The 12,354-nt window shown below is 62.7% G+C and carries 10 protein-coding genes; 4 read left to right on the top strand and 6 right to left on the bottom strand.

Features of this window, described 5'->3' with window-relative positions; all coding sequences use genetic code 11:
* Window positions 1-31: 31 nt before the first annotated feature.
* Complete coding sequence (locus tag CIW50_RS20075; protein WP_149532957.1) at window positions 32-1,534, top strand: hypothetical protein; 1,503 nt, start codon at window positions 32-34, stop codon at window positions 1,532-1,534.
* Between the two features lie 12 nt (window positions 1,535-1,546).
* On the top strand, window positions 1,547-1,705 hold the full coding sequence (locus CIW50_RS29135) for a hypothetical protein (protein ID WP_172980397.1): 159 nt from the start codon (window positions 1,547-1,549) through the stop codon (window positions 1,703-1,705).
* Window positions 1,706-1,774: 69 nt separating this feature from the next.
* Here the strand turns inward: CIW50_RS29135 and CIW50_RS20070 are convergent, their stop codons facing one another.
* The 3 genes from CIW50_RS20070 to putA all read right to left on the bottom strand — a co-directional run bounded on the left by CIW50_RS20070 (window position 1,775) and on the right by putA (window position 6,890).
* A complete protein-coding gene (locus tag CIW50_RS20070; protein WP_149532956.1) occupies window positions 1,775-2,341 on the bottom strand; it encodes a fasciclin domain-containing protein in 567 nt (188 codons plus the stop codon).
* A 218-nt stretch (window positions 2,342-2,559) separates the two neighbouring features.
* Entirely contained in the window at window positions 2,560-3,765 is a 1,206-nt protein-coding gene (locus tag CIW50_RS20065; RefSeq protein ID WP_149532955.1) for a CaiB/BaiF CoA transferase family protein, read from the bottom strand.
* A gap of 134 nt (window positions 3,766-3,899) precedes the next feature.
* The gene (putA, locus tag CIW50_RS20060; protein WP_502707512.1) at window positions 3,900-6,890 is read right to left on the bottom strand and encodes a bifunctional proline dehydrogenase/L-glutamate gamma-semialdehyde dehydrogenase PutA; all 2,991 of its coding nucleotides are present in this window, start codon (window positions 6,888-6,890) and stop codon (window positions 3,900-3,902) included.
* 139 nt (window positions 6,891-7,029) lie between these two features.
* On the opposite strand from putA, the gene CIW50_RS20055 reads away from it, so the two are divergent.
* Window positions 7,030-7,641 (top strand): hypothetical protein, encoded by a 612-nt coding sequence (locus CIW50_RS20055; RefSeq protein ID WP_149533108.1) that lies wholly within the window; start codon window positions 7,030-7,032, stop codon window positions 7,639-7,641.
* 281 nt (window positions 7,642-7,922) lie between these two features.
* On the opposite strand, the gene CIW50_RS20050 is transcribed toward CIW50_RS20055, so the two are convergent.
* From CIW50_RS20050 to CIW50_RS20040, 3 genes are all read right to left on the bottom strand, one after another.
* A complete protein-coding gene (locus CIW50_RS20050; RefSeq protein ID WP_068734210.1) occupies window positions 7,923-8,123 on the bottom strand; it encodes a cold-shock protein in 201 nt (66 codons plus the stop codon).
* A gap of 322 nt (window positions 8,124-8,445) precedes the next feature.
* A complete protein-coding gene (locus CIW50_RS20045; RefSeq protein ID WP_149532953.1) occupies window positions 8,446-8,691 on the bottom strand; it encodes a hypothetical protein in 246 nt (81 codons plus the stop codon).
* 166 nt (window positions 8,692-8,857) lie between these two features.
* Entirely contained in the window at window positions 8,858-10,618 is a 1,761-nt protein-coding gene (locus CIW50_RS20040) for an adenylate/guanylate cyclase domain-containing protein (protein WP_149532952.1), read from the bottom strand.
* Window positions 10,619-10,737: 119 nt separating this feature from the next.
* Here CIW50_RS20040 and CIW50_RS20035 point away from each other — a divergent pair, with 119 nt between their 5' ends.
* Window positions 10,738-12,330: a glycosyltransferase family 39 protein gene (locus CIW50_RS20035; protein ID WP_149532951.1), complete on the top strand. Its 1,593-nt coding sequence runs from the start codon at window positions 10,738-10,740 to the stop codon at window positions 12,328-12,330.
* Window positions 12,331-12,354: the final 24 nt, after the last annotated feature.

Raw genomic sequence — 12,354 nt, 5'->3', positions numbered from 1 at the left:
AGCCTTCCGGTGTGACGTCTGGGATTGCGCCGTGCGACTTCGCCTAAGCTTCATTGCCGTGCTGCTCTGCCTCGTGGCTCCCGTCGCGCGGGGGGATGAGGGCAATGGTCTCGCCGTCACCGATCCAGGAGCGCTCCGGGCACTTGAGACACGCGGCTTCGGCCTTGCGCAGTTGCTCGATCGTGCGCGGACAACGCCGATCCCCAACGATGCCCTGTTTGCTCTGCCTGCGATGACGCCTGTGCGCGCCGCGCTGGATGACGTCTTCGTGCGCTATCTCGCCGATCATCAAAAGCATCAACCGCGTGTGGCCATTGGCGTCGGCCCGGGTCACGACGTGCAATTGTTCGGCCAGGCGATGCTGACATCGCCGGACGCGCGGTTCGTTCTCGCCGGAATCGTCAACCGCATGGACCGGGCCTATGTCGCGCCGGATACCTGCGGTGAAATCAGGCTGATCTACCGCCTCACGCGCACGGCCGCCGGCACGACGCCGCCGCGTCTGCCGATGACGCTCAATCTTGTGCTTCATGCCAAGGACCCGAACGATACGTCGGTGACATGCGCGGATCTCGCCGGGCGCTGGCTTAACTCAGCGTCGTTCACCGAGACTGGCGCATCACATGCGGATCGCTTGCTGAAATCGGACGGCCCGCTTGTGACGATCACAGCCGCGCATATTGATCGCATCGAGACCAACTTGCAGATCGCGCATCGGCCGAAATCCGATACACAGGAATTCCGCACCGACTATTTGCAGAAGGTGTTTCGCTTCGATGCCACCACGAAGCAGTTTCGCGAGTCACCCATGGAGAACCAGATCGACCGTGACCGGTTGCTGGCTGACGCGGCGCTCGGTCACGCGTTTCGAGAGTGGCTGCTCGCGCCGAACAATCTGCGGGCCTTCGATCGCGGCATGGTGTTGATCCCCGAGAAATTCCTCGCGAGTTCGTCGCTGTCGTCGACACCGGTCGGCTTTGTACGGTCGGCCCTGCAGCCGGAATTTGGATTGACGGGTCGCGCGGAAAAAAGCGTGTTCAGCGACCGTGACGTTATCGCTGCGTTGGAACGGGCCGCATCGCAGGGCGGCGCCTTGGAGAATATCCGTTCGCCGGCTGGTTTTGCGCGGCGGCTGAACGACATCACTTGCGGCGGCTGTCACCAGATTCGCGGCATCGGCGGCTTCCATTTTCCGGGCGCCGACACGCTGGCAGATCAAGCCACGCAGGGAACTGTTCCTGCATCACCGCATTTCATCGGTGATCAGCCTCGCCGTCGCGATATCGTCATGGCGATGCGCAATGGAAAGGCGCCGGACTTTTCACGCGGTTTCTCCGACCGGCCGCAAGCGCGTGGTAACAACGAACTCGCGGGATCGCCTCTCCTCGATGGTTGGGGCGCGACATGTTATCGACCGAACCAGAAGGGCGCCGCGGACAAGAGCTTCGCGTCCTGGACCTGTGCCGAAGGTCTCGCCTGCCAGCAGGTTGGCGGGGATGCGTCGTCTGCGATCGGCATGTGTTTCGTGAAATGAAATGAGGGCGCGATGAACGAGACCGACAAAGAGATCAAGGAACGCGACATCGCGATCGCCGGGAATGAAAGCAAGCAGCAGACGACAAGCAGCATCCGCGTCAGCGTCTGGGCGATCGGCGTGGCGGTTATGCTCGGGCTCGGCTTCTTCGGATGGCTGCTGGCGCGTTGATAAAAGGCGCATCCCCAACAGCCGAGGCTTTGGGAATGCGCCGTCTCGTCGCTCGGAGGAGAGAGGTGATCAGCCCGGCATCAGCACGGTGTTGACCACGTGGATCACGCCGTTCGACTGGTTGACGTTCGGAATGGTAACGGTCGAGGTGCCACCCTTGGCGTCGACGATCATGACCTTGCGGCCCGAACGCTTCACGGTGAGCTGTTCGCCCTCGACGGTGGTCAGCTTCTTGCCATCGGTGAGATCGGCGGCTTCGAGTTTACCGGGAACCACATGATAGGTCAGGATCTTGGTGAGGGTCATCTTGTTCTCGGGCTGCACCAGCGTATTGACCGTGCCCTTCGGCAATTTGCCGAATGCGGCATTGGTCGGCGCGAACACGGTAAAAGGGCCGGGGCTGGCCAGTGTATCGACGAGGCCGGCAGCTTTCACGGCAGCGACCAGTGTGGTGTGATCCTTCGAATTCACCGCGTTCTCGACGATGTTCTTCGACGGATACATCGCGGCGCCGCCAACCATGACGGTGTTCTCGCCCTTCATCATCTTGGCGGTAGCGGGTTCGAGGAAGCTCGCCGAAATCATCAGCGTGCTGAAGGCGGCAAATGACAGCAGTGCAATGCGCTTCTTGGACATGGTCGTCTCCCGGTTGATAGTGGCGTCGCCGGCGGGGAATCCGCAGGCGTGGTGATCTCGTTGCCGCGCGACATGGCGAGTGCCTGTTGCGCTAACGAGACCAGCTACGCGTTTTGGGGGAGGAGGTTTCAGGTCGGCCCGTGACCACTTCGTGATCACAGGCCGCGTCGTAATTTGAAACTCTTTCGCGCGGGCTGCGTAGTCCGCGGCTTGCGCGACTATGCTACCGCGCCGGAAGCTCGCAGCCGCGCAATCTCGGCATCGTCGAAACCGGCGGCGCGCAGGATTTCGTCGCTGTGCTGGCCGATCGATGGCGGCAGATGCGGCTTGCGCTTGGTCTCTCCGCCGATCCAGATCGGGCTGTTGATGGTGAGGATGTCGGTTCCCTCGAACGGGATCAGGACGTCGTTGTCCTTCATCTGCTGATCGTTCGGAATGTCGTCGAGAATGCCGACGAAGCCGAACACGAGGCCGTTTCCGTCAAGCCGCTCGCGCCAGTCGGCGAGGTCGCGGGTCGCGAACACCTCGTCGAGGATCCTGATCAGCTCGACCGAGCGCGCATGGCGATCCGGCTTGGTGGCGAAGCGCGGATCGTCGCGCAGGTCCTCGCGGCCGAGGCATTTGGTGAAAGCCGGCCATTGCCGCTCTTCGGCAAGCAGCGACAGCATGATCCAGCGACCGTCGCGGCACCTGTAGTGATTGGTGACGGCATTGAGCGCTTCCTCGCGCCCGCGACGTTTCTCGAATTTGGCGCCGACAAGTTTGGCTTGGGCCAGCACGCTCGACGACCACACGCCATTGGCCATCAGATTCGATTTCACCTGGCAGCCCTTACCGGTCTTCTCGCGCTTGTAGAGCGCGGTGACGATGGCGCCATACAGCGCCATGGCGCAGGGATGGTCGCCCATGCCGGCAATCGATCGCGCGGGCGTGGTATCGTCATCGGCGCGCACCAGATCCATCATGCCGGAGCGTGCCCACCAAGCGGTGGAGTCGAAACCTGGCTTGTCGGCTTCCGCGCCCTTGTCACCGTAACCGGTGAAGCAGGCGTAGATCAGCCTTTCGTTCAGCGGAGCGATATCCTCATAGGCAATCTTGAGGCGTTTGCGCACCGGCGGCGGGAAATTTGTGATGAACACATCTGCCTCGGCGATCAATTTGTAGAGCACCGCCTGGCCTTCCGGCTTGGCCAGATCAAGCGCGAGACTCTTCTTATTCCGGCTCTCCATCATCCACGCATAGTTATGCTCGCTCTTGGGATAGCCGGGCAGGTTGGGCAGATTGCGATAGGGGTCGCCGGCACCGGGCGGTTCGATCTTGATGACGTCGGCGCCGAAGTCGGACAGCACTGTGGCTGCGGCGGGCGCGGCGATGAAACTCGCGCAGTCCAGCACTTTCAGCCCCTTGAACAGACCGTCTTCCATACGTCACTCCCGTCGCTTTTGTTCTGCGTGTTGTTCTTGCCGTCTGCCGGAATTTAATTCCGTCTGGAATCCCGTGGCGCATTTGACCCATCTTCGATGGGTGATGCAACGGCCTGAAACGGGAAGCAGCGCTGCTAGTCGCCGCCCGTCATCAATGCTGCATTGCCACCCGCGGCAGCCGTGTTGATCGTCACCGTCTGTTCAGTGGCGAAGCGGGCGAGGTAATGCGGGCCGCCGGCTTTCGGCCCGGTGCCCGAGAGTCCGAAGCCGCCGAAGGGCTGCACGCCCACCACGGCGCCGATCATGTTGCGGTTCACATAGACATTGCCGACCGGCAGGCGCGCGATCACGCGCTCAACCATATCGTCGATCCGCGAATGCACGCCGAGCGTGAGCCCGTAGCCGCTGTCGGCAATATCGTGCAGCACCTTGTCGAAGTCGGCAGCGCGGTAGCGCACCACATGGAGGATCGGGCCGAACACCTCCTCGGTGAGTTGCCGTGCGCTCGCGAGTTCGAAGATATGCGGCGCGACGAAATTGCCCGCAGGTGCCATGCCCGCCAGATGCACGCGTGCCTCGATTGTCATGCGTGCAATATGCGCATCGAGCTTTTGCTTTGCCTCGGCGTCGATCACCGGCCCGACATGGGTGGCGGCATCACGGGGATCGCCCAGCTTGAGTTCCCGGGCGGCGCCCATGATCATTTCGATCATGCGGTCGGCGACATCGTCCTGCACGAGCAGCAGCCGCAGCGCCGAGCAGCGTTGCCCGGCCGACCGGAACGCCGACATCACCACATCGTCGGCGACCTGCTCCGGAAGGGCGGTAGCATCGACGATCATTGCATTGATGCCGCCGGTCTCGGCAATCAGCGGCACGATCGGTCCATCCTTGGCGGCGAGGGCGCGGTTGATGGATCGCGCCACCTCTGTCGAGCCGGTGAACACCACGCCGGCGATGGCGGGATGCGCCACCAGCGCGGCACCGGTGCGGCCGTCACCCTGGATCAGATGCAATGCTGACGTCGGCACACCGGCTTCATGAAGCAGGCGCACGGCCCGTGCTGCGATGCGTGGCGTTTGTTCGGCCGGCTTGGCGACGACCGTATTGCCGGCCATCAGCGCGGCGCTCACCTGGCCGAGAAAGATCGCCAGCGGAAAATTCCACGGCGAGATGGCGACGAAGACGCCACGGCCGCGCAGGCTCAGCACGTTGCTCTCGCCGGTCGGTCCAAGCATGGCTTCACCGTCGCCGAATTGCTTGCGGCCTTGCGCTGCGTAATAGCGGCAGAAGTCGGTGGCCTCGCGGACTTCCGACAACGCGTCGTCGAGCGTCTTGCCGCCCTCCTGTTGCAGCAATGCGATGAAGGAGGCGCGGCGCTGTTCCAGCAGGTCGGCAGTGTTGTCGAGGATCGCCGCGCGGTCTTCGGCCGGCGTGCGGCTCCATGATGCAAAGCCGGCGCGCGCTGCTGTCAACGCGGCGTTTGCCTGCTCGGCAGTGGCATCGATCGCCTTGTCCATGTCTGGCTTGCTGGCCGCGATCTCGGCCAGCAATTTGCTCAACGCAGCGCGCTCGCCGAATTCGACGCCGTGTGAACTGGTTCGCTCTGGTCGATAGAGATCGACTGGCAGCGGAATATTCGCGTGTCGCGCGCGATCGGGAGAGTCGATGATCGCGGCCGGTCGCCGTAGCAAGCTTGCGATAGGCACAGCGTCATCCGCAGCGATCGCCACGAAAGATGAGTTCGCGCCATTCTCCAGCAGGCGTCGCACCAAATAGGCCAGCAGATCGCGGTGGCTGCCGACCGGCGCATAGGTCCGCCAGCGAGCAGCAAGATGATCCTTGCCGAGTTGCTCATAGAGCGCGTCGCCCATGCCATGCAGGCGCTGGAATTCAAAGCCGTCGCTGGTACCGGCCAGTTCGAGGATGGTCGCAACGGTCAGCGCATTATGCGTAGCGAATTGCGGGAAGATGCGCGGGCGCAGAGCCAGCAGCTTCTGCGCGCAGGCGATGTAGTTGAGGTCGGTCATCGCCTTGCGCGTGAACACCGGATAGCCATCGAGGCCGCGTTCCTGCGCACGCTTGATCTCGGTGTCCCAATAGGCGCCCTTGACGAGCCGAACCATCATCTTGCGATCGTGACGGCGCGCCAGCGCGTCGATATGATGGATCACCGCTTCGGCGCGCTTCTGGTAGGCCTGGATCGCAAGGCCGAAACCGTCCCATCCCGCCAGCGACGGATCGGCAAAGGCTGCGTCGATCACGTCGAGTGATAATTCGAGCCGGTCGGCTTCTTCGGCATCGACGGTGAAATTGAGGTCATGGCTCTTCGCCTGCTGCGCCAGTGCGATCAGGCGCGGCACCAGTTCGCGCATCACGCGCTGATGGCTCACCGCCTCATAGCGCGGATACAATGCCGAGAGTTTGACGGAGATGCCGGGTCGGTCGGGCAGCGGCCTGTTGCCCGCGGCGTGACCGATGGCTGATATGGCCGAGGCGTAGGAATCGAAATAGCGCTGCGCGTCGTCCCTAGTGCGCGCACCTTCGCCAAGCATGTCGAAGGAATAGCGCGCCGGGCGCTCGGACGGCGTGCGGGCGCGGGCCAGCGCCGCATCGATGGTTTCCCCGAGCACGAAATGGTTGCCCATCAGCCGCATCGCCTGTCGTGTCGCGGTGCGCACCGCAGGCAGGCCGATCCGTTTCGCCAGCCGGCCCAGCGTTCCCGTCGGCGTCTCGCCGGGCTGGATCGCGCGCTGGGAGATGCCGAGCGCCCAGGCCGAGGCGTTGACGAGGAAGGCGCTCGACCTAGTCTCGTGATGGATGAAGTCGCCCTGGCCGAGCTTGTCCTCGATGAAGGCATCGACGGTGCGCGCATCCGGCACCCGCAGCAGCGCCTCCGCCAGCACCATCAGCGCAAGGCCCTCCTTGGTGGAGAGCGCATATTCCCGCAGCATGTCTTCGACACCGCCGAAGCGGTCGTCTTTAGCCCGAATGGCTTTGATCAGCCGTGTGGCGGTGACGTCGATCCGGGCGTCCTGCTCGGGGCCGAGCCGGGCATCTGCGAGAAGCCGGGCGGCCATGGTCGTGTCGTCGGGAGCGTAAGGCGCGGAGAATGCAGCGGGCATTGCGGACAGCCTGCAATAGGTGGCGACTCAGGCCCTTGCCCGAGACCTTGGCATCATAGAAGCGCTACGCTAGTTTCGGCAAAAGTCCTGAATGAGGTCTGGCGGGTTGATGCAATTGGGGAATTTCAGAATGCGCGGCATGCTGGCAGCGGCCAGTCTGTTGCTCGGCACCTGTTTTGCGGTGCCTTCGGTCCAGGCGATCGAGATGTCCCGCGAGGTCGGCGATCTCTACACATCAGTTTCGATCTATCCGCCATCGGCCGGTTCCATGACGATCTGCTACGGTTTCGTGTGCCGGCGTCGCCACGCCTTCGATTTCACACCTGCCGACAGGGCCGCGCTCACCAAGCTTCTCGCCGCGGGCAAGGCGTCGGCTGCGGCGGAACGCGCTGCCGTGCAGAAGGCGGTCGTGTGGTGGGATCGCCGCGTTGGCCCGGTGCTCGGCACCGACAAGCGCATCGCCAATGCGGACTTTCGCTATTTCGACGACAAGCACAATTTCGATTGCTGGGACACGACGCGCAACGTCACCAGCCTACTGCTGATCATCCAGGACTGGGGCTTGCTCAAGCATCACACGGTGGGCAATCCGCGCTACCGCGGCAACGCGCTGGTGCTGCAGACGCCGCACAATACCGCCGTGCTGGTGGACCGCGCGACGGGTACCGAATGGGTGGTCGACATGTGGACGCGCGGCTATGCACAGCTGCCGGACGTCAAGCCGGCCGATCAGTGGGTCAAGGAAAACTGAAGCGGGGAATGGAGCGCCGTCGCGTCGCTGAGGCGTGCGTTACGTCAACTGGCGACTCTGAGGAGCGGACCTTCGAAAGATCCCAGCTCGGACTTTTGGAGTTAGGCTAGAGCGCACACCGCGGATCGAATTAGCGCAATCCTGCGTGAAACTGATTGCGTTGCAGGAGAGGTGCCCCTTTGGAGGAAACCGCTCGTGCCGAATGCGCTCTACATTGTTGAGGCGTGATCTCGAAGACTTCGGTGAAGCAGCCAGATCACACTGGTATCAAACCAGATGTATCAAACCTTGAGGTTCTCAGCCGAGGTCTTGCCGCGGTTGGCAACTTCCTCGAATTCAACGGTCTGTCCTTCGTTCAGTGTCGAAAGGCCAGCCTTCTCAACTGCCGAAATATGAACGAACACGTCCTTGCCGCCATTCGCCGGCTGGATGAATCCATAACCCTTCGTCGGGTTGAACCACTTCACAGTGCCTTTAGTCATCACGTCGTCTCCGCGGGATCAAAATCGATAACGAACTGCCGGTCCCCGCAAACCGGCATATCCGACATGCGCACGTTACCCGCGGATTGCCAAGCTTGATAGCTCAAACGGCGTGCAGAAATCGTCGAAACCGACCGTTATCTGTCCAATTTGCCGGGATTCGTCGCTATTCAGGATGTTTTCGACGCGGCGGAAGGTCGCAAAAGCAGAGTGCCGGGCTCGGTCGCGATACGACCATGCGTTGTCGCGTGTACGCAGGTGATATCGCTGCAATGCAAAACCCCGGCCGACGCGGCCAGGGTTCGCAGCCCTCATGCGAGGATTAGTAGCAGACGTTAACCGTACGCCAGCGTAGGCCGTAGGGCGTCATCATGCGGCGGCTCACATAGCATCCGCCGCCGCCGCCGACATAGCCGATGCCGAAAGTGGGGCCGTAGAAGCCGCCGCCATGGAAGTGGTGGTGGTGACCGCCCCAGCCCCAGCCATGGGCCGATGCGGTGGACGGCGTCAGCGCCATCGCGCCGAGGGAAGCTGCAGCAACGAATGCGAGTGCGAGTTTGCGAAACATGGTCGTTCTCCTTCAGTGATGCGCGAAGCGCTGGTTGCGGGATCTGTCTGTTCGATCCATCGCAAATTCGTCGCATCGATTTCGGAGCGGGTTCGAAGAAATTCTGTAGGAATTTTCTGAATGCTTGTTCAGGCAGGAAAAGCATGCACGCCCTGCAGGAACAGCGTTAAAGCGCGGGAGCCACGTCGCTGGTAACGAGAGATGGAAGTACCCTGGCATCTGCGATCGTGCGTACATTCATCGGCGCGGCGCGACCGCGGATCGCGACGTCCTGTTGTGGCAGCGCGTCACCCGCGAGGCCTGCAGTGGTGCTTACTTCCTCGGAGATGATGACTTCGCAAGCGAGGCTCTTGGTCATGTCCTGCAGGCGCGCAGCGACATTGACCGCATCGCCGAGTGCGGTGAACACCATGTGGTCGCGATAGCCGATATCGCCGACGATGACTTCGCCGCCGTGAATGCCGATGCCGAAACGTAGTGGCTGCGGCAGGTCATGGGCGAGGGCGCGATTGAGTTCGTCGATATTCTCGGCAATGAGCCGTGCAGCCTGCAGGGCCTGACGACATGCGGTCTGCGGATCGCAGGCGAGGCCGAACAGCGCCAGCTCGCCGTCGCCGATGAACTGGTTGGGCTGGCCGCCGCTTGCGATCACAGCTTGCGAGACGGCGTCAAGAAAGCGGTTGACGATGAACACGGTGTCGTAAGGCAGCCGCTTCTCGGCGAGCATGGTCGAGCCGCGCATGTCGACGAACATGCAGACGAGATAACGCTCCTGGCCGATCCGCGCCGGCTGCGATGCATGCGCATTTGCGCTGGTCACCTGCGGTGCGAATAATTGCACGAAGGCCACATCGGTTGTCGGCCGCAACTGGCAGGCAAGGCGAACCGCGGGATCGGCACCAGTGCCAATGCGGTTCAGAATAAAGGCTTCGCGTGCTGACGGCGCCGGCAGGTTGCCGATGTCGCTGGTGATACGAATGCGGCAGGTCGAACAGCGCGCGCGTCCGCCGCAGACGCTGGCATGCGGAACGCGATGGCGGAGACTGGCTTCGAGGACACTGAGTCCCGTGGGGACGCGAATTTTGCGGCCATCGCCATAAGCGAGATTGATCATACCTGCGCGCTGCTCCGCCAGCTGCCGGATGCCGCGCGCCGCCAGCACAATGGCGAGCAGCGCGGCATAGCCGATCAGGAGCCGATCTGTGAGATCGCCCAGGGTCTGTTGTTGCGGCTCGGTGCCGAGCCGTGTCTCGTTGAGATTTGCCGCCTGCCATTGCGGCGATGTCAGCTTCGCCTCGACCTCGCGCTTGCCCTGAAAGATGCCGAGCAGCGCCAGTGTCGGAATTAGAACTGCCGCTGCGAGCAGGTAGGGCGCGACAGCTTTGAAGTAGGATTTCAGCCGTAGCCAGAAGTACAATCCGATGCAGCCGTGCAGCCAGGAGACGAGTACCACGAGATACATCGACCAGGTTTTCCACGGCGATGTGATCCAGCTGTAGAACACCTGCGGATAGCTGCGGTCGATATCGAACAGGTTCTGGCCGAGCCTGATCGCGACCACATGGGCGACGATGAGTGCCGGGATGCTGAGTCCGAGTACGAGTTGTAGTGGCTCGATGGCCCGCCAGCGAAATTGACGGCGCTCGTACAGCGCCCAGATGCCGAGCACGCCATGGATCGTGACAGCCGAATAAAAGATCTCGGCGACCGGGAAGGACTGCCAGAAGCCGGCATGGATGATGACGCCGGCCTGCAACGCGTCGAGCGAGATGTTGCCAAGTGCGTGGTTGAGGAAATGGCTGAGCAGATAGGCAAACAGGACCAGCCCGCAGACGAGGCGGATCTGGCGCAGGCCGACACTGCGCCACCACGCGGTGGCGCGGGTGGGCCCGGGCGGCTTGCCGGCTGTCTTGAACGTCGCGTCCATGGCGAAACCCTACGGCGAGACGCGCTCCGATGCCATCCGGAGCGGCCTCCGGACAGACCTTATCCAGCAGTAAAGTCAACAAGTTGACAGCATGGCGAAGTCCGCCGAAAAGCTCGGCGATGACGTCTTTTCCCGACCCTTACCTCGATCGGAATGTCTCCCGCCGCGCCTTTTGGGTGATCGGTGCATTGCTGGTCGCGCTGACAGCGATGCGGCTGGTCTATGCCGGGCTGTTCGATCTGCGCACCGACGAGGCCTATTACTGGACCTGGTCGAAGGAAAACGTGCTGTCGTTCCTCGATCATCCGCCGATGATCTCATGGTTCATCCGTGCGGGCACGCTGATCTTCGGCGACACCAATTTCGGCGCGCGTTTCGCCGGTATCGTGGCGATGGCGGTGACGCAGTTGCTGCTCGCCGACATCGTTCGCCGCGTCACGCAGGATCTGCGCGCGGTGCTGCTGGCGGTGCTGATGTCGGAAGCGGCGCTGTATTACGGATTGCTGATGGCCAAGGTCGCGCCGGACGTGGCGCTGATCCCGTTCGCCATGGCGATGCTGTGGTCGCTGGTGCGGCTTGCCGAAAGCCATGACGGGCGCTGGTGGCTCGCGGCCGGCGTCTTCGGTGGTCTCGCGCTGTTGTCGAAGCTGACCGTGGTGATGTTCGTACCGGGCATTCTCGCTTTCATGCTGGTGCCGGAATGGCGCGGGCGCTGGCTGCGCAGCCCGTATCCATGGCTGGCCGTGCTGATCGCACTGGCGATCTCGTCGCCGGTCCTGATCTGGAATGCCGGCCACGACTGGGCATCGTTCAGGTTCCAGTTCATCCGCGCCACCACGAACAACGAGGTGTCGCTGCGCACGCTCGGCGATTTTCTCGGCCTGCAGTTCGGCCAGGTCGGCTTCATCCTGATGCCGGTCATTCTCTCCGCGGTTGTCGTCACGGCATGGCGTGGCTATCGCCGCCGCGAACCGGTCGCGATCCTGCTCGCCACCTGCGTGCTGGTGCCGTTCTTTTACTTTGCATGGAAGTCGCTGACCCTGCGTGTCGGCGATACCTGGCCGATGTTCCTGTGGCCTGCCGGGATCGCTGCGGCGGCGATCAACCTGACGAAGCTCGCGGGCGACGGCTGGTCGCCGCGCGTGGTGCGTGCCTCCTATGGCTGGAGCATCGCCGCCGTCGCCACCGGCATTCCGCTGGTGGTGCTGGTGTTCCTCTATGGCGTGGCCGCGCCGTGGAACCTGATTGGCAAGAACGATCCGCTCGGCGGCGAGGGCGGCTATCAGGGGCTGGCCGACCGCGCATTGGCGGAGATGAAGACCACCGGCGCCACGTGGATCGCGACGACCGACTACCGCACCTATGCGATGCTGCGCTGGCATCTGAAAGACAAGGTGCCGGTGGTGCAGGTCAACGAGCGCGCCAGATTTATCGGCTTCCGCGATCCCGGCATGGACAGAATTAAGGAGCAGACCGGACTCTACATAGCGCAGACCGCGGACAACCAGCGCGCGCTGCTGGCGACGACGAGTGCGGTGCTCACGTCAGTTGCCGAAGTCGATACCATCTGGCGCGGCACGGCGATGAAGCACTATGCGATCGACAAGCTCACGGGCTGGACGCCTGACCTGACGCCGAAGCCTGATACACCGTTCTATCGCTGGCCTGCGCTGGCGGAGATGACTTCCGCTATTCGGATCGCCTCGCGCTAGTCGTGTTGATTCGCAAGCCTCTCA

The sequence above is a fragment of the Tardiphaga sp. P9-11 genome, from assembly GCF_008329525.1.
In the GTDB taxonomy this organism is placed as follows: Bacteria; Pseudomonadota; Alphaproteobacteria; order Rhizobiales; family Xanthobacteraceae; genus Tardiphaga.
Note: the sequence above shows the minus strand (reverse complement) of the source record. Positions and strands in the feature narration are given on the sequence as shown.